The sequence below is a fragment of the Kangiella aquimarina DSM 16071 genome (assembly GCF_000374105.1).
Taxonomy (GTDB): domain Bacteria; phylum Pseudomonadota; class Gammaproteobacteria; order Enterobacterales; family Kangiellaceae; genus Kangiella; species Kangiella aquimarina.
The window spans coordinates 192,230-210,329 of record NZ_KB893651.1 but is presented as its reverse complement, the minus strand read 5'-3'; the positions used below and the strand labels follow the sequence as shown (position 1 = coordinate 210,329).

14 protein-coding genes and 1 tRNA gene are annotated in these 18,100 nt (G+C 44.7%); 5 read left to right on the top strand and 10 right to left on the bottom strand.

What is annotated here, in order from left to right; genetic code table 11:
- Positions 1-5: 5 nt before the first annotated feature.
- The 10 genes from B158_RS0110375 to hemA form a co-directional block, all read right to left on the bottom strand.
- The gene (locus tag B158_RS0110375) at positions 6-827 is read right to left on the bottom strand and encodes a carbon-nitrogen hydrolase family protein (protein WP_026309357.1); all 822 of its coding nucleotides are present in this window, start codon (positions 825-827) and stop codon (positions 6-8) included.
- Positions 820-4,809 carry a YhdP family protein gene (locus tag B158_RS0110370; protein ID WP_018625306.1) on the bottom strand — a complete coding sequence of 1,330 codons (3,990 nt, stop codon included), beginning with the start codon at positions 4,807-4,809 and terminating at the stop codon, positions 820-822. Before B158_RS0110370 ends, B158_RS0110375 begins: the two co-directional genes overlap by 8 nt.
- 12 nt (positions 4,810-4,821) lie before the next feature.
- The gene (rng, locus tag B158_RS0110365; protein WP_018625305.1) at positions 4,822-6,318 is read right to left on the bottom strand and encodes a ribonuclease G; all 1,497 of its coding nucleotides are present in this window, start codon (positions 6,316-6,318) and stop codon (positions 4,822-4,824) included.
- 4 nt (positions 6,319-6,322) lie between these two features.
- Entirely contained in the window at positions 6,323-6,952 is a 630-nt protein-coding gene (locus tag B158_RS0110360; protein WP_018625304.1) for a Maf family protein, read from the bottom strand.
- Between the two features lie 61 nt (positions 6,953-7,013).
- Positions 7,014-7,511 carry a rod shape-determining protein MreD gene (gene mreD / locus B158_RS0110355; protein ID WP_156823097.1) on the bottom strand — a complete coding sequence of 166 codons (498 nt, stop codon included), beginning with the start codon at positions 7,509-7,511 and terminating at the stop codon, positions 7,014-7,016.
- 3 nt (positions 7,512-7,514) lie between these two features.
- Positions 7,515-8,378, bottom strand: coding sequence for a rod shape-determining protein MreC (mreC, locus tag B158_RS13080; protein ID WP_033414109.1), 864 nt, complete (start codon positions 8,376-8,378; stop codon positions 7,515-7,517).
- Positions 8,379-8,448: 70 nt separating this feature from the next.
- Complete coding sequence (locus B158_RS0110345) at positions 8,449-9,492, bottom strand: rod shape-determining protein (protein ID WP_018625301.1); 1,044 nt, start codon at positions 9,490-9,492, stop codon at positions 8,449-8,451.
- Between the two features lie 310 nt (positions 9,493-9,802).
- Positions 9,803-10,636, bottom strand: coding sequence for a peptide chain release factor N(5)-glutamine methyltransferase (prmC, locus tag B158_RS0110335; protein WP_018625299.1), 834 nt, complete (start codon positions 10,634-10,636; stop codon positions 9,803-9,805).
- 5 nt (positions 10,637-10,641) lie between these two features.
- On the bottom strand, positions 10,642-11,736 hold the full coding sequence (gene prfA, locus B158_RS0110330) for a peptide chain release factor 1 (RefSeq protein ID WP_018625298.1): 1,095 nt from the start codon (positions 11,734-11,736) through the stop codon (positions 10,642-10,644).
- Positions 11,737-11,806: 70 nt separating this feature from the next.
- Positions 11,807-13,063, bottom strand: coding sequence for a glutamyl-tRNA reductase (gene hemA, locus B158_RS0110325; RefSeq protein ID WP_018625297.1), 1,257 nt, complete (start codon positions 13,061-13,063; stop codon positions 11,807-11,809).
- Positions 13,064-13,255: 192 nt separating this feature from the next.
- On the opposite strand from hemA, the gene B158_RS0110320 reads away from it, so the two are divergent.
- From B158_RS0110320 to B158_RS0110300, 5 genes are all read left to right on the top strand, one after another.
- Positions 13,256-15,226 (top strand): tetratricopeptide repeat protein, encoded by a 1,971-nt coding sequence (locus tag B158_RS0110320; RefSeq protein ID WP_018625296.1) that lies wholly within the window; start codon positions 13,256-13,258, stop codon positions 15,224-15,226.
- A 250-nt stretch (positions 15,227-15,476) separates the two neighbouring features.
- Complete coding sequence (gene lolB / locus B158_RS0110315; protein WP_018625295.1) at positions 15,477-16,103, top strand: lipoprotein insertase outer membrane protein LolB; 627 nt, start codon at positions 15,477-15,479, stop codon at positions 16,101-16,103.
- A complete protein-coding gene (gene ispE, locus B158_RS0110310; protein WP_018625294.1) occupies positions 16,100-16,975 on the top strand; it encodes a 4-(cytidine 5'-diphospho)-2-C-methyl-D-erythritol kinase in 876 nt (291 codons plus the stop codon). Before lolB ends, ispE begins: the two co-directional genes overlap by 4 nt.
- A gap of 7 nt (positions 16,976-16,982) precedes the next feature.
- Positions 16,983-17,057 (top strand) — tRNA-Gln (locus B158_RS0110305).
- A 67-nt stretch (positions 17,058-17,124) separates the two neighbouring features.
- Entirely contained in the window at positions 17,125-18,075 is a 951-nt protein-coding gene (locus tag B158_RS0110300) for a ribose-phosphate pyrophosphokinase (RefSeq protein WP_018625293.1), read from the top strand.
- Positions 18,076-18,100 lie beyond the last annotated feature (25 nt).

The following is an 18,100-nucleotide window of genomic DNA, read 5'->3' as shown; positions in this document are numbered from 1 at the left end:
CAGTATTAACTCATTAGTTTTCGGTGTTGATGGACCGGGAATTTTTCTTTGATGGATTCTATTTTTGATAAATCCAAAGTGCACAGAAGACCGTCTTGCTGCTCAGCCAACTCACCGACAATAGCACCCCATGGGTCGACTGTCATGCTGTGTCCGTAAGTTTTGCGCTGGTTATCATGAGTCCCTGTTTGATTAGGCGCTACGACAAAAGCCAGGTTTTCAACAGCCCTTGCCTGAAGTAATAATTGCCAATGAACCCTGCCGGTAGCTAATGTGAAAGCAGAAGGAGCTAGTATAACTTCTACGTTGTGGGCTTGATAATATCGATATAACTCAGGGAATCGAAGGTCGTAACATACGGAACATCCAAACTTAATGTTATGCCACTCAAATGCTACAGGTCGTTCACCGGCTAAGGTGTTTGCAGATTCTGAATAACTTTCACCCTCTTTAACCGACACATCAAACATATGAATCTTGTCGTAATGTGTCAGCTCAATACCGTCCTCAGAATAGATATAACACCTGGCATAAGGCCGGTTTTCCAAATTCGATTGAATGGCAATCGTGCCGCCAACTAATAAAACATGATGTTTTTTGGCAGTCTCAGACATCCAGGCTTGTACTGGTCCATTACCATGCTTCTCGAGATACTCCAGCTTTTGACCATTATATTTTTCCATCAATGCAAAACTTTCTGGTAACACTATAGCCTCAGCTCCCTGCTCAACTAACTGCTGGATAATCGCTTCAGCCCTTTTGAGGTTATCATCAATACGACTGGATGAAGTCATTTGTACTAAGCCAATCGACAACTGCTTATTCATTTCCATCATCCTCTTTCTGCTGGTCCGAAGAAGTATCTAACGCTTCATTGTTAGAGTTAGTGTCGTCATTTTGTTGTTCTGTTGACTGGGCTTCTTGCGCTTCTTCGTTCAATATTAACTCGCTTTCAACAATAGGTTCACCCTCTGCTTCATCCAGAATTTCTTCGTCAGGAACGACAATCTCTTTTGATTTCTTATCAACTTCAATGACTTCTGGATTTGATAAATCACCCTTGATGTTATATTCGATTCGAACCACAACATCTAAGACAGGCTCGAATATTTTGTTGATTAACAACATAATTAAACCTGTGGTAGGCTCAATTGCCCACCCAGCTAAAACCGGCAGGCTCGAGCCCAGTTTAGGAATGACCACAACATTTTGATTAACGGTATTATTAACCAGATCAGTTGAGCCAGTAATCGTGACTTCTGCCGTTGCACCATTAATGGACACTCGATCGCTATGGACTACGCCCTGCTTAATGGTGAAATTACCATTGATTGAATCATAGAAAAAACCGTCTTCAAACAGATCTCTAAAATCCAGCGATAATCGACGGCGTAAACTTTGTAATGATAACAAACTGAAAACACGAGCCTGGCGATCACTCAACTCTCGTACCACACCCTGTCCAGTATTAACTGTGAAGCTGCCATTACTTTTGTTTAACTCAAATTGATGCCAACCACCCTGCCAACTCAGTTCAAGTTTCCCTTCAGTGCTGGTATCTCGGATACCATCACCATAGCCCCAACGTTGCAACAACTGTCCTGCGTTGGGCGAGGTAAAAGTAATGTTAACTTTGCTTAAATCTCCTTTCCAACTTCCCTCTAGGTAAGCTGACAATAAGCCTTCGATTTGGCTATCGCCTTGAATAGAAACACCTTGCTCTGTCTTCTGTGTAACTAAAGTTAAAACACCGGTATCAATGCCATTGATACGACAGGATGCACATTCAAGCTGCCAGTTATACAAAGCCGACTTTTCCAAATTGATATCACTGTCCGACAGCTTGCTAAATGGCTCCAGTACAATATCCAGCTCATCAACCACTACATGCTTACGACCATCATCATAGAAAGTTAAGCTACCCTTCCCTTCTTTTGCCGTCATTCTAAATCGCAAATACTGACCAGCCAGCTGCTCATCGGTCAGATGTACTTCATGCAGTTTCTGGCCGGCGACATCAAGTGCTGGAGTTTTGATATCAATATCATTGATCCACTTCGGCCAACTGAATGTACCGCCATTTTTGAATTGCAGGCTGTTAAACCAGTCATAACTTTTAATCTCATTAAACTCTCCACGTATGGCGACTCCATTCTGTGGTGCTGGAATTTTCGCTGTCGCAAGATTGCCTAATGCAATCACCCCATTAACATCATTGATATCATCACTGCTAAATACCAGCTGAGAGGAAATAGAGTTTCGATAAATGGCCCGTGACTGGACCTTGCCATTTGACTCAAAAAGAGTAATTAGCACATCGGCCGCTTCTTCTTTCTCTTTACTTAACCAGTCAGGACCAATTATTTCAGTGCCTTTTAAATCAGTTCTTACAATTAGAGACTGGTTAGCGTTTTCAGCTACCCGATAGCGCACTACTAACTCACTGCTGCCAGTAATACTTAGCGGTGATTGAATATTGTAAGAATCAAACACTTTTCCAGCTACAAAGTTTGACCTGGCATCAAGTTTTACTACATCAGCATCACCAGTATACTCATCAACCTTGACATCAATTGCGAACGGATTACCCCACAGGTTCCCACGCAAGTTTTCTGAGTAAGCACCATTTTCTGTGAAATGAACAATCCCTTTTACGCCATCAAGTTTTAACGGATAGTCTTTTAATGAAATCTGATGCCCATCAAGTGGTATCACACCTTTCAATGAAGCCGGTACATCGTTGCCTAACGGGATTGTAATTTGGAGAGTTGGATTTATCGGTTTATTGATAACAAAGTCAGTAACGACATCCCCAATATCCTCTTTCAAAGGGGAGTTCTGATGTAAAGCCTGGTAGCTACTGTCAGTGGCCTGCGCATCAACTGTAATCACCAGCATCGAAATATCATTACTGAAGGAATCAATAGTTGCAGTGGCTTGATTGACCTGACTTCCAATAAGCTGACCTGAATTCGTAACAATACTCATGGTATCGTTATCAAAAATTGCCTTAGCATTAATTTGCTCAGCCTGTGGCCAATCAGGATCAAACTTAAATGTCACATCTTGTGTATCAGCTTCAATATAAAATTGTCCACTACCATCTTTATATGGAAAGTTTTCGAGATTACCGCGCAACAAAAACTTTGCTTTACTGACAGTGCCGCCAAGTAAACTTTGATTCAGGTATTCAACTGTCTTCTGTTTCATACCTTGTGTTGGCCAGTAGCGATGTAACTCTGCAATATTGATACCTCTGGCTTCGGCGTAAATTGCTAACTCCGCATCAGGCTGGCCCTTGCTATCCTCAGTTAAACTTACTTGCCCCTCCGCCTTTATGGATAGATCAGGGTTTCTAACTTCCAGATCATCAATTTCAATACTGGTTTGACGACCACTGGTTATTAAACCATTAAAGGATAAAGAACCAATGGTGATAGGGTTTTTGAGCCAGTTACTGCTGATAAACAGACTATCTTCAGTATTCAGTTTAACCCGCCATTTTCCGTCCTCATCATTTATAGTCACCCGGTCTAATTTAATACCCGGAATATTTTGGTATTCATTGACTTCAAGATCACTTAAATGAATATCTGCACGAACAGGCTTAAAAGCTTTATCTGTTTGCTCTGCTATAAGATGAAATTTATGAATATGTCCATAAGGCTCTAATCCGGTAGCTAATTCAAAATGTTCAGCAGGTAAGAAAGGTTTAATTGACGTCACCAGGTAGCTTATTGGAAAGTTGTCGGCGGACATGTCCCAGCTGGCACCAGAATCATTACGTTGAACAACGACATTAAACTGACTATCAAACTCGACCAATTTTTCTTCTTGCTCTGTTTGCTGTTCCTTATCATTATCCTCTACACGTTCTATTAAATGAAAGCGGTCACTGGCTAGACGTAAACCAGCGTCATCAGAACTGAATCTAATAGCTCCATCCAGCTGAGCAATTCTTGATTGATCTCCAGAAGCAAGAATTTGGCTATAACCTGCAACGGGGCGATCACCTTCATAAGTCAACCATATTTTTGCATTGATGAGATCAACCGGATAATCCTGCTTGAGATTTAAAAACTTTGCTAATGATTTGATATCGGTATCTTCAAGTGAAGCAAACAGATCAAGCTGACTATTTTCAGACAGCGGTTGCCCAATACTTTCAATAACAAATCGACCACTGGAAAATAGTTCACTACGAGCATCTATAATGAGTTGTCGTTCGTTACCAAGCTTTGTGTACAGAATCAGAGGAGCTACCAGTGTTCGACTGTTACCCTGGTGCCTCGCTGTTAAAGTTACATCACGGAGTGAAATTTTACGTTGTTGCAAAATTTCCGGATGCATTTGTAAGGCAAGTTTTAATCGGTTAATTGAAAGTTCGGATACTTGATTCGTGTCTGTTTCTGCGGTTAATTCATTTAACGTATAACTCAGCTTTACACCATTTACTTCCACAGACTCGGTCTGTAAATAGCCGTCAATAAGACTCTGCCATAAATTGAGCTCAATGGTATTTCGCTCGCTTGAGACCTGAAGCCTGTGATCGTCACTTTTCCAGCTAACTTCCTGCAAGTAAACCGTAGGTCTGAATCGAGTCCAGTCTACAACCAGCTCCTGATAATCAAACTCTCCACCGATCTGCTGCTCAACCAGCTCAATAACAGTTTCTTTATCATCTAGCCAGTAAGGAAGAATGAGCTTAACAACGGAAACCAATAACACAAAAAGAATCACAACAATGGAAACCAACCAAAGTAATTTGGTTAGCCATCTTCGAATTGTAATGATGATGCCTTTTAACATTCGACTTCCGTATTACATTAATACAACGTCAAACTGATCGGGAGAGTAAAGACTCTCAACCTGTAATCGAATAGGTTTATCAATATCGACTTCGAGCTCAGCGAGACTGCTCGCCTCTTCATCCAATAAGCAGTCTATGACTTCCTGATTGGCCAGTACTAAAAACTTTTGTACATCATAGGCACGTGATGCTCGACTTATTTCTCTGAATATTTCGTAACAAATCGTAACCGGCGTTTTAACAAAACCTCGTCCGTTACACTGCTGACAAGGTTCACACATTAAACGCTCAAGGCTTTCTCGAGAGCGTTTGCGGGTCATCTCAACCAAACCTAATGTTGACACTTCTGATATTGAAGTTTTAACGTGATCACGCTCCACAGCTTTTTCCAATGTGCGTAATACCTGACGCTTATGTTCTTCATCCTGCATATCGATAAAATCGACAATGATAATGCCGCCAAGGTTACGCAATCGAAGCTGACGAGCCAATGCCGTTGCTGCTTCCAGGTTGGTTCTGAAAATTGTTTCTTCCAGATTTTTATGACCAATGAATGCTCCCGTATTAACATCTACGGTTGTCATGGCTTCTGTCTGATCAATAATTAAATAACCACCAGACTTAAGCGGCACTTTTCGTTCCAACGCTCTTTTGATTTCTTCTTCAATGTTATAAAGATCAAAAATCGGACGCTCGCCTTCATACAACTCAATTCTATTTTTTATTTCAGGCATGAATTCCATGACAAAGTTCAGAATCCGCTTAAAGCTTTTCTGGTTGTCAACTCTGACCCTCTCGATATCATCTTCAATAATATCGCGCATAATTCTCAGTTCTAACGCAAGGTCTTCATGAATCAGTTGTGGTGCTTTAGCAGTTTTTCCTTTTTCGCTGATACCGCTCCACAACTTCGATAAAAATTTTACGTCACGATCCAATTCAATATCACTTGCCCCTTCTGCAGCGGTACGAATGATATATCCGGTATCGCTACCAAAGTCGGTATCTGCCAGTAAGTCTTTCAAGCGAGTGCGCTCATCAAGATCTTCAATTCTTTGAGAAACCCCCACATGAGGATTATCTGGCATGAGAACCAGAAAGCGCGAAGGGATAGTGATATGGGTTGTCAGGCGTGCACCTTTACTACCGATAGGATCTTTTATGACCTGAACAATAATTTTCTGCCCTTCATGCAGTAAAGTTGTTATATCTGCTTCATGCGATTCCTGTTTATCCAGAAGCTCAGAACCTTCAACAGCCTGCTTATTCTCATCGCTTTTGATGGCGACAATATCAGCGACATGCAAGAAGGCAGCCCGGTCATGTCCAATATCAACAAATGCCGCCTGCATCCCGGGCATTACCCGTCGCACAATACCTTTATAAATATTGCCGACGATGCCGCGATTGCTGGTTCTTTCCAGGTGTACTTCCTGTAATACACCATTTTCCACCAAGGCAACTCGCGTTTCCTGTGGAGTGACATTGATTAAGATTTCATCACGCATAATTTTAACGCCCTCCTTCTTGAGGTAAGAGCTCAGGTGACAATCGAGATGAAAGCAAATGCTTAACCTGCATCTGCTCTAACAGAATTCTGGTTTCAAACAATGGTAACCCAACAATACCGCTGTAACTACCATTGATACTAGAAACAAAACTACCAGCAACTCCCTGAATTGCGTATGAACCAGCTTTACCCAGCGGTTCCTCAGTGTCGCAATAGGCTTCTATCGTCTGTTCGGATAATTGGCTAAAAGTGACATCACTTTTAGAAACCTGGCAAATAGATTTATCTCCATAGCAGAGGCTGACACCACTGTAGACCTGATGGGTATGACCAGATAATTGACGCAGCATGAACTTGGCTTCGTTCAGATCTTTCGGTTTTCCCAAAAAAATCCCATCCAATACAACAATAGTGTCAGCACCTAGTATGGGTAGGGAATATTCAGGCTCACAAAAAGGTAGTGCCGAACGCGCCTTGCCAATAGCCAGTCGTTTGACATAGTCTTCAGCAGATTCGTTAGCCAGTGGTGTTTCATCAAAATCGTTAGCCACTTGAACGAAGGACACACCCAGTTGATTCAAAAGTTCTTTTCGGCGAGGAGAAGCGGAAGCCAAATAGATTTGGTCGAACATCAAGCCCCCTTAAATAAAATACTGATATAAATTACTTGTCCCATATGGGCTCATGACCAGCCTAGACCACATGAAAATAACGACGAATATCACGTAACAAAACAAATAACCATGGCCATAAAATACCGTTAGTTATGGTTGCTAGCCAATACCAGATATTACTCTCAGGCTTTCCGGTAAGGCGCGCCAGCCACAACACAACGGCAAAATAAATGATACTCAGAAACACCATGGTAAAAGCTTGTTTCCATAACGGGAATAAACGCAGTCTTTGATGATTCAGCTGCAAAATAAAAGTCAGAATTGCTAATGCAAAACTATGCAGACCAAGCGTCGTGCCGAGAAGTGCATCCAGTGCCAGTCCAGTAATAAATGCCCACAGCAATCCAATACGATGAGGTAATGCAATTATCCAATAGGCTAGAACCAGGAAAGTAAAACTTGGCCGGAAAGACTGCCAGCTTTCTGGAAGCGGAAAAATATCCAGCACCATACCGATAATCAGGCTCAGGATTATGATCCAGGTTCCATGTTTGGTTTCATTAGTCATGGTCTTCATTGCCTATTTCTCCGTCGCTTCCGGCTGCTCTTCAGCCACAGAGTTTGTTGTTGGCTCATAAGGCCAAAGCAACAGCACATGATTGGCTGTATTAATGTTGGCGGTTGGTTCGGCAATAATTTGTGCGTAAGGCTGGGCTGTTTGTTTGGTCACAGAAATCACTTTGGCAACAGGATAACCATCGGGAAACTTTTCCCCCAGCCCGGAACTTAATAACAAGTCGCCTTCGCGAATATCCGTAGTGTTTGGAAGATGACGCAAGAACAACAACTGACCATCGCCCTGTGCAATTGCTCTTAGTCCATTGCGATCATTCCGAACTGGAATGGCATGTTTTTGGTCATTAAGCAGTATCATTCGGCTGGTTGATAGCGACACTTCAACGACCTGCCCCATAACTCCCTCTGAGTCGACTACTGGCTGTCCAACAAATACCCCATCTGCGCTCCCCTTATTAAGCAGCAGTTCGTTTGAAAAACGTTGGCTATCAATATTCAATACTTCTGCAATCAGGCGCTTGCCGCGGAATGAACGGGATGAGCCGAGCAACGAACGCAAACGTGCATTTTCTGACTCAAGACCAATCAGACGCTGGTTCTGAGCTTTCAGAATCAGGACTTCATCTTTAAGTTGGCGATTTTCATCAATCAGATCATTACGGCTGACAATATTATTATCAGCCCAGGCCGCAAGCTCATTGGGTAAATTAGCGAGAAAGTATAGAGGAGAAAGGAACGTGGCCGTTGCCTTGCGCGCACTGGTCAAATAGCCATAACGGTAGTCCAGAACCATCAGAACACAGGCCAGCACCAGCGTTATGATCAGCTGTAATACTAGCGACGGTCCCCTCGTAAATAGGTTTTTAATAACTGGACTCCTGAAGCAGATACAAAAATCGGGCTTAATTGCCCGATTTTCGTCAATATTTCTTTAAAAATCAATCGTATGAGAATAAATCGCCGCCATGTTCATCGATTGTTTCAAGAACTTTACCACCACCGCGTGCCACACAGGTTAATGGATCTTCTGCAACAATCACTGGCAGACCAGTCTCTTCCATCAATAAGCGGTCAATGTCGCGAATTAAAGCGCCACCGCCTGTTAATACCATACCACGCTCAGAAATATCAGCAGCCAATTCCGGAGGAGATTGCTCAAGCACTGTTTTCACGGCACGAACAATACCATGTAATGGATTCTGCAATGCTTCAAGCACTTCGTTACTGTTAATAGTGAAGCTTCTTGGAATACCTTCTGCCAAGTTACGGCCACGAACATCTAATTCACGAACTTCGGTGCCAGGATAAGCGGTTCCGATTTCGTGCTTGATGCGTTCAGCGGTCGCTTCACCAATGATAGTACCGTAGTTGCGGCGAATATATTCGATGATGGCTTCATCAAAGCGGTCACCACCAATACGCACCGAATCCGAATAAACCACGCCATTCAGAGACAGGATTGCGATCTCAGTTGTACCACCACCGATATCGACTACCATGGAACCGCGCGCTTCACCAACCGGCAAACCAGCACCTACTGCTGCAGCTACTGGCTCTTCAATGAGGAATACGTCACGAGCACCAGCACCAAGAGCTGATTCTTTAATCGCACGACGTTCAACTTGAGTAGAACCGCAAGGTACACAGATAAGAACTCGAGGACTTGGACGGAAGAAGGTGTTGTCATGAACTTTACGGATAAAGTGTTGAAGCATTTTCTCGGTGACTTCAAAGTCCGCAATCACACCATCTTTCAAAGGACGGATAGCAACGATGTTGCCTGGAGTACGACCCAGCATGCGCTTTGCAGCTTCACCCACCGCAGCTATTGATTTTGCGCCGCCAGCACGTTCCTGGCGAATAGCGACAACCGATGGCTCATTCAATACGATGCCCTGGTCACGCACATAAATCAAAGTGTTGGCAGTCCCCAAATCAATCGACAGGTCGGTTGAAAATAAACCACGTAATTTATTAAACATCTAAGGAAATTTCTCGCTAATTTCAAAAATAAGGATGATTATAGGATTCAGGCTTCGGTTTAACCAAGAAGCCAGCCTTACTGGTATAAAAGTGGCTAACGCCAGTAATAGCAAGGCTTTTATGCTTATTACCCAATCGGGCTACTCTAACAATACTGACCTGAGTGAGCAAGCTAAAAACCTATTGCTTCACATATTTTTGTGAAGCGGTAATGGCTTTTAACTCTAATGTCAGCAATACAGGCAAAATCCCTACATAAACAGACACTTTCGTCAGCGCTTCGTTCATACCACACGGAATAAAACGTATTTATCTTTTTCCCAAAGTCACGCGATCCTGACCGGCATAATCTTTAACGGTTTCGACCTGATCAAAGCCCGCTGACTGCAATATCTCACGAACTGCGCTTCCCTGGTCATAACCATGCTCAAACAGCAGAAAGCCATTAGGTTTTAAATGCTGAATTGCCTGTTGTGTGATGGTGTAGATATCGGACAAGCCATTGTCCTCAGCAACTAGCGCAGTGACTGGCTCGTAAACCAAATCTGCCAGATGAGGATCATTGGGCGCAACGTAAGGTGGATTACTGACAATCATATCCAGCTGGCCATGTTGCCAGTTGCTTAACCAACTGCCTTGCTCTAATGCCACGTTTTTAATCTTGTTGTGCTCAGCATTTTCCTGCGCAACGGTCAGTGCGCCCTCACTCATATCCAGAGCCCAAACCCTTGCCTGTGGTCTTTCCTTTGCAATGGCTAGTGCTATGGCCCCGCTACCAGTTCCCAGATCAGCAACTTTAAAATCGCTAGTTTCAGGAATTCGTTGCAGCGCCAGTTCCACCAGCAGCTCGGTCTCCGGGCGCGGGATCAGAGTGTCACGAGTGACTTTGAGAGTTAATGACCAGAAATCTTTCTCGCCAATAATGTAAGCGGTTGGTTCGCCCTTTTTTCGGCGCTCAATAGATTCTTGATAGTGAGAAAACTGCTGCTTTGAAAGGATGTGCTCAGGCCAGGTTTTAAGCCATGTCCGGGACTTATCCATTACATGGCTCAATAAAATATCTGCGTCAATGGCAGCCTCATCCATGCTCTCGAGTTGCTGCCTGGCCCAAGTCAAAGCCTGGGCAACGCTTTTAGCTTCCATCGTCGTTAAGAGTTTTGTCCCGAAAGTGCAGCCAACTGATCAGCCTGATGCTCTTGAATCAAAGGCTCGACGATTTGATCAATATCGCCTTCCATAATTTCATCAAGTTTATACAAGGTCAGATTGATTCGATGATCGGTCATGCGGCCCTGTGGGAAGTTGTAGGTACGAATACGATCAGAACGATCACCGGTTCCGACCAGGTTACGACGCATTTCGGTTTGCTCAGATTGAGCCTTTGCCTGCTCCGCAGCCATCAACCTTGCCTGCAGAACGGACATCGCTTTTGCACGGTTTTTATGCTGCGAACGTTCATCCTGACACTCAACCACGACACCGGTCGGTAAGTGAGTAATACGAATTGCAGAGTCAGTTTTGTTAACGTGCTGACCACCAGCGCCTGATGCGCGGAAGGTATCAACTTTCAAATCAGCAGGATTGATTTCGATTGCATCAAGCTCATCGGCTTCTGGCATAACCGCCACGGTACATGCAGAAGTGTGGATGCGACCCTGAGATTCGGTTTCCGGAACACGTTGAACTCGGTGCGCACCCGATTCAAATTTCAGGTGTGAATAAACGCTATCACCGATGATACGCACAATGATTTCTTTATAACCACCATGCTCGCCTTCATTTTCGCTGATAACTTCCACCTGCCAGCGTTTTTTCTCGGCGTACTTACTGTACATGCGGAACAAATCGCCTGCGAAAATAGCCGCTTCATCACCGCCAGTTCCTGCTCGAATTTCAAGGAAAGTATTCTTGTCGTCATTGGGATCGCGAGGCAGTAGCAACTTTTGCATCTCAACTTCAAGTTTCTCAATCTGTGCTTTGGAGTCTTTTAGCTCCTCCTGAGCCATTTCTCGCATATCCGGATCGTCATCCTTCAGCATTTCTTCAGCAGTTTGCAGACTTTCTTCTGCTTCCTGGTACCGCTGAAAGGTATTTACTACCTGTTCCAGCTGAGAATATTCTTTGGACAGATCACGAAATTTATTCTGGTCACTGATAACATCAGGATCGCCCAACAAAGCACTAATCTCTTCGTGGCGATCAACCAGACCTTGTAATTTTTCGATAATTGAATCTTGTAACATAGTAACCTTGTTATCGTATGCTGCTGCTTAATACACCAGGGTATGAGGCTGACAGACTATCGGAAATAAACTATTCATCCAGATCGAATAACTTGCGGATCACCTCATGGGCATCCACTTCGTCATCATCCTTACGTAACCAGACCAGAGGCTGATGCAAAAACTTTTTCGTCAGGCGGTGAGTTAATTGCTCCATCACCTGTTCAGGATCGCCTTCATTGGCTAACTGAGCTTTGGCGCGTTGCAGTTCATTATTGGCTATATCCGAATACTTTTGCTGCAACTCACGAACCGTGTCATGCTTTTGTCGGCCCTGTTGCCATTGACGGAACTCCTCACTGAAATCACGAAGAATATGCTCGGCTTCTTCAGCAGCTTGCTGACGTGCCTGCATGTTTTCCTGAATCACACCTTCCAGATCATCAACGGTATAGAGGTAAACATCATCCAGCTTGCCAACCGAACTTTCAATATCACGTGGCACCGCCAGATCAACCATAAACATGCTTCTTCTGCGACGTTCTTTAATCGCCTGCTCAACCATGCCCTTACCAATAATCGGTAACATACTGCCGGTTGAGGAAATCACTATATCAGCCTGCGATAGATAATGCGGAATAGCCTCAAGACCAATCGCCTTACCCTCAAATTCTTTAGCCAGCTTTTGCGCATTGGCTAAGGTTCGATTGGCCATGATCATTTTGCCAACGCCCTGCTGTTGCAAATGACGCGCCGCCAACTCGATGGTTTCACCTGCCCCAACATACATTACCGTCAGCTTAGAAAAATCTGCAAAAACGTGCTTGGCCAGACTTACCGCAGCATAGGCTACCGATACAGGGTTGGTTCCGATATCGGTTTCATGACGAACGCGCTTAGCGGCCGAGAAGGTTTTCTGGAACAGGCGCTCCATAACCTGATTGATGGTTCCTGCACGGCGAGCTTTCTGGTAACTAGCTTTAAGCTGCCCCAAAATCTGCGGCTCGCCCAACACCATCGAATCCAGCCCACTGGCCACTCGCATCAAATGCAATACAGCTTTGTCTTCATCATGGCAATAAATGGCCGAGTGTAAATCTTCCTGCAGCTGCTTTTTGACCTGTAGCCAATGCAGCAGTTGCTCTCTTAGCTGCTCGGGTGTCTGCTGATCACTGGATACATAAAACTCAACACGATTGCAGGTGGATAAAACCGCCACTTCACTCTGATGCAGAGCTTCTGCCAGTTCTGCCATAATTTCGCCCAGCTCATGATCAGCGAACGCAACTTTTTCGCGCACGGCTAAGGAGGCAGTTTTGTGGTTAATTCCTAATGCAATCAATGACATAGATAAGAAAATGTTGAGTTGTTGCAGCCCAGCTTAAAAATAACGAGAAATCAAAGGCTTATAATTGGCGCGAATTATAACACTGAGCCGTCATGTCCGCTAATCGAAAAAGTCAGTTATGTTGATAAGAATTTACTTAATATGACAAATTATTCCTACCTCTTGTCATAAAGAGATTGTAGGATTGCAGGGATGAACAAGCGTTTTTATATCCTCCTTACACAATGGCTCGCCGCCCTACTCCTGCTATCTGCCTGCGCCACCAAGCAGCCCACGACAGTCCAGGTAGAGCAGCAACCAGCCCCTGATCCAGCGGTCTATCCTGACATTTCGCACATGTCAGCGGATCAGCGCAGCCAATTGTATTTCAGTATTCTACTGGCCAATATTGCCAGTCAGCAGAACCTGGAGGAAATTGCCCAAAGTAATTTTTTAGATTCGGCCGAGCGTACTGGTAGCATCGCGCTTGCTCGTCGAGCTGCTGTAGCGGCACTCGAAAAGCATGACTATGACCAGGTCAGACACGCTCTGTCCATCTGGTTAAAACACGCTCCAGAAGATCCCAATGCACATAAAGTAAAACTGCTGACCTCGGTAGCCACTCAGGATTATGTGGCCGCCAATGACGAATTATTTCTGCTACTGAAACTATTGCCGCCTTCAATGGATGAACAGCTATATCAACTGGTTCAAGTCACCAGTTATCAGGACAACGCTGACTTTGTGCATTATTTTAATCAGGAGTCTACTCGACTGAACCATCCGGTATTAGAAGCATTGGAAGCTCATCTACTTCTTAACAGTCATAATCCACAGTTTTATCAGAGCAGAATTCATCGCCTGCTGGATAAGGTGTTATCAGAACACAAAACCTTCCTGTCAGCGATTGAGCTCAAGGGTGAAGCTCTTGCCCTCGAATCAAGCGATAAACGCGCAGACTACCTTAATCAGATTGTCGACAGTCGCATTTTAGATACTGAACAAACATTTGAGCTCGGCGAACTTCTCTATACCCATAAAAATTATCGTGGCGCAGTGAATGCCTTTGAGCAGGTTTTGGGGAAACAGCCTAAGAATTATCAGGCTCAATTTCTGATGGCTGGGAGCCTATACGCGATGGAAGACTATGCTGAAAGTTCGGATAACTTCTGGCAACTAGCGCGTAAAAACTTCAAAAAAGACATAACCAGCTATTATTGCGCGGATTCAGCTCTACGCAATGAAGACCCGGTTCGTGCCATCAGCTGCTACGAAATGGTGCCTCCCGGTAACTACTTCTATACCGCGCGAACTCGTCTTGCTCACCTACTGCATGAACAGGGCAACTGGCGATACGCCATGCAAAGCCTGCAACAGGCACAGCAGATGGTCAGCCTGCAGGAAAAACAACGACTGCTACAGTTCGAAATCAGTTTCCTGACCCAGATTCAGCAATATGATCTGGCCGCCGAGCGCATAGAAAGTGCCCTGCTCATCGAGCCCAATAAAACCTCACTCTATTACCAGAAACTGCAACTTCTCAACCAGACTCAGTCCGTTGAAGATCTGCTGGAATCGATCAGGCAGCTACAGGCCAGTGTTGACGATGAACAGCTACATAAAGAGATAACCATTATTGGTGCTCGGATGTTGCAAAGCCGCCACAGCTATCTATCAGCTTATATGTTGCTGGAGAAAGAGGTTAAGCAAATGCCTGATGATATGGATCTCCTCTATGTCAAAGCTCTCGCTGCCGAACCATTAGGTTACTTCCAGCAGATGGAACAGGATCTGCGGACAGTCCTTAAGATTAAGCCCGATCATCATGACGCCATGAATGCATTGGGTTATACGCTAGCGGACATGAACCGCTCTCTGGAAGAAGCTCAACGTCTTATTGAAGCTGCTTATCAGCATGATCCTGAAAACAGTGCCGTACTCGACTCTATGGGCTGGGTCCAGTACCGTCTGGGAAATCTCCAAAAAGCACTGGAGTTCCTGCAGCTAGCTTATCAAAAGCAACCATTGCCGGAAGTAGCTGCCCACCTTGGCGAAGTGCTCTGGGTCATGAGTGAAAAAGAAAAAGCCACTGAAATCTGGCAAAGAGCTTTGCGCCAGGATCCCAACAACCGCTACTTGATGGAAGTTCTGCAACGTTTCCCTGAAGCCCAAGGCGCAGGGTAGTAAGAATATCAAGCAATTTTATGGGGGCTTAGGGTTGCCCAGTGGGTATCGTCAACCAGCCAAATGCTTCTTATCTGTAAGGGCGATTCATGAATCGCCCCTACGAAAACACTTTTATTCCATAAACTACCACTCCTATACCCCAAAGATGCAAGCCATCCTAAAAACAGGCATAATCCAGCCCATTGGAACTGAACGGCATTACCCCAGTCCTAACTAATTCATGAATACAAAAAATGAGAAACGTTGAATGAATGTATTATCGCGCGCCTTATTAATCAGTGTTGCATTATTCCTGACCGCATGTGAAACCTTACCCAAAAAGCAGGACACCACGGTATGGGACGACCCTAAGTGGCAACAGCAGTATAAAAGCCTTAAAACCATAAAAGGCTTTATTGCACAGGGGCGTATCGGCATTACTCAACCTGACGACAGCTTCTCAAGCAGCATCATGTGGAAGCAAGCCGCCCGCGACACCTTAAATGTTCGTATGTATGGCACTTTCGGTACCACTTATGTGCTGCTCGATATCACACCGCAACTAACCACCCTTAAAACCGGGGATGACCAACACTTCGAAGGTTACAACGCCGAACAGCTTTTATATGACGTTCTGGGCTGGGATTTACCGGTGCACTATTTGCAGGACTGGGTACTTGGTCTACCGACCGGCATCAATCGCGACAATTTGAAAATTAATGCCGATGGTACTTTGCAGGAACTCAACTATCAGGATTACCGAGTTCTGTACCAGCGTTATGAGAATTATGACTGGCAGCAGGACCAGACCATCGCCTTACCTGAGAAAATCAGAATTACCCAAGGCGACAATAAAATCATCTTGTCATTGCGCAGCTGGGATCTGACTTTATGAGTTTCACCATCTCCACTGGCAGCCTCAATGAACAGGGTTACAGCTATTGGCCCTCGCCGGCCAAGCTCAATCTGGAACTGAGAGTTCTGGGTCAACGCCCCGATGGTTATCATGAACTGCAGACCTTATTCCAGCTGTTGGACTTCGGTGATGATATCTGGATTAAACCAAACAACACTGGCGAACTGACTTTAGACAGCGAGTACAACGAAGTTCCCAGCGAGCAAAACCTCATCATCAAGGCCGCCAGAATATTGCAGCCCTTTTGCACTCATTCTCAGGGCGCTGATATCAAACTAACCAAACGGCTACCATCTGGTGCTGGCTTGGGCGGTGGTAGTTCCAATGCCGCAACCACATTAGTGGCTCTGAATCAGCTTTGGAATTTACACCTCGATCAGCAGCAATTGATCGATCTGGGTCGTCAGTTAGGTGCCGATGTCCCGGTTTTCGTAAATGGCCATAGTGCCTGGGCAGAAGGCATTGGCGAACTTTTAACCAACACTGATATCCCTGAAAAGTGGTATCTTATTGTCTATCCAAACGTTCATGTGAACACTGGCAAAATTTTTTCACATTCAGCGTTGACAAGAAACGACAAACCCATTAAATTACGCGCCACTCGCGAAGGGAGTTTGCCTGAAGTTGGTTACAACGCCATGCAAACACTGGTTCTCGAACTTTATCCAGAGATAAAAGAAGCCTTTGAGCATCTTTCTCAATACGGAAAAGTGATGTTAACCGGAACCGGAAGTTGTCTCTTCTTAACCTTTGACAACGAGCGAGAAGTCCGTAAAATAGCGGCTCTGTGCAAGCAGCGCTGGCTAACTTTAGAAGCTAGAGGTATCAATACTTCGCCGCTGATAAAGTAAACAATGCAGGGGTATCGCCAAGCGGTAAGGCAGCGGCTTTTGATGCCGCCATTCGTTGGTTCAAATCCAGCTACCCCTGCCATCTTCTCTTCTTCCAGCTTTTATTCTGCTTGCTGTAACTTTTGGGGCTAATGTTACAGGGCTTTTCGATGTCTGATTTAATGCTTTTCAGTGGTAATGCCACACCTGATCTCGCCAAACGAATTTCTGATTACTTAAACGTACCACTGGGTAAAGCGCATACTGAACGCTTTAGTGATGGTGAGTGCAGCGTCGAAATTCTTGAAAATGTTCGTGGTAAAGACGTTTTCATCATTCAATCTACTTGCGCACCAACCAACGACAACTTGATGGAATTGATCATCATGGCCGACGCACTAAAACGTGCATCAGCCAAGCGTATCACCGCAGTAATTCCTTACTATGGTTACGCTCGTCAGGATCGTCGCGTTCGTTCAGCACGTGTACCAATCAGTGCAAAAGTAGTCGCCGATATGATCAGCGGCGTAGGTTTTGACCGCGTTCTTACGGTTGACCTACACGCAGACCAGATTCAGGGCTTCTTCAATATTCCAGTAGACAACGTCTACGCCACACCAGTACTTCTTGAACACATCCAATCCAATATCGCCGGTAAAAACCTAATGGTTGTTTCGCCTGATGTTGGCGGTGTTGTTCGTGCTCGTGCCATTGCAAAGCGCCTAAACGACGCAGACTTATCGATTATCGATAAACGTCGCCCGCGCGCAAACGAAGTCAGCGTCATGAACATCATTGGTGATGTTTCAGGTCGTGACTGCGTTATTGTTGATGACATGGTTGATACAGCCGGAACGCTTTGCCAGGCAGCTCAGGCACTTAAAGATCACGGTGCCAGCAATGTATACGCTTATGCAACTCACGCCGTTCTCTCAGGTAAAGCCATCAGCAACATTACTGGCTCAAGCTTGGATAAGTTAGTTGTGACTAACACCATCCCGCTTTCAGAAGAAGCGCAAGCGTGTGACCGTATTGAAATTCTCGATCTTGCACCATTACTGGGTGAATCGATTCGTCGTGTTAATACCGAAGAATCAATCTCAACCATGTTTCTAGACTAAGATTTAGAACAAGTGCTACAAAAAG

Bases quoted from the DNA above. Each gene is read 5' to 3' on its own strand.
- B158_RS0110375 (WP_026309357.1), bottom strand. From the start codon at position 827: ATGAATAAGCAGTTGTCGATTGGCTTAGTACAAATGACTTCATCCAGT.
- B158_RS0110370 (WP_018625306.1), bottom strand. From the start codon at position 4,809: ATGTTAAAAGGCATCATCATTACAATTCGAAGATGGCTAACCAAATTA.
- rng (WP_018625305.1), bottom strand. From the start codon at position 6,318: ATGCGTGATGAAATCTTAATCAATGTCACTCCACAGGAAACGCGAGTT.
- B158_RS0110360 (WP_018625304.1), bottom strand. From the start codon at position 6,952: ATGTTCGACCAAATCTATTTGGCTTCCGCTTCTCCTCGCCGAAAAGAA.
- mreD (WP_156823097.1), bottom strand. From the start codon at position 7,511: ATGAAGACCATGACTAATGAAACCAAACATGGAACCTGGATCATAATC.
- B158_RS0110345 (WP_018625301.1), bottom strand. From the start codon at position 9,492: ATGTTTAATAAATTACGTGGTTTATTTTCAACCGACCTGTCGATTGAT.
- prmC (WP_018625299.1), bottom strand. From the start codon at position 10,636: ATGGAAGCTAAAAGCGTTGCCCAGGCTTTGACTTGGGCCAGGCAGCAA.
- prfA (WP_018625298.1), bottom strand. From the start codon at position 11,736: ATGTTACAAGATTCAATTATCGAAAAATTACAAGGTCTGGTTGATCGC.
- hemA (WP_018625297.1), bottom strand. From the start codon at position 13,063: ATGTCATTGATTGCATTAGGAATTAACCACAAAACTGCCTCCTTAGCC.
- B158_RS0110320 (WP_018625296.1), top strand. From the start codon at position 13,256: ATGAACAAGCGTTTTTATATCCTCCTTACACAATGGCTCGCCGCCCTA.
- lolB (WP_018625295.1), top strand. From the start codon at position 15,477: ATGAATGTATTATCGCGCGCCTTATTAATCAGTGTTGCATTATTCCTG.
- ispE (WP_018625294.1), top strand. From the start codon at position 16,100: ATGAGTTTCACCATCTCCACTGGCAGCCTCAATGAACAGGGTTACAGC.
- B158_RS0110300 (WP_018625293.1), top strand. From the start codon at position 17,125: ATGTCTGATTTAATGCTTTTCAGTGGTAATGCCACACCTGATCTCGCC.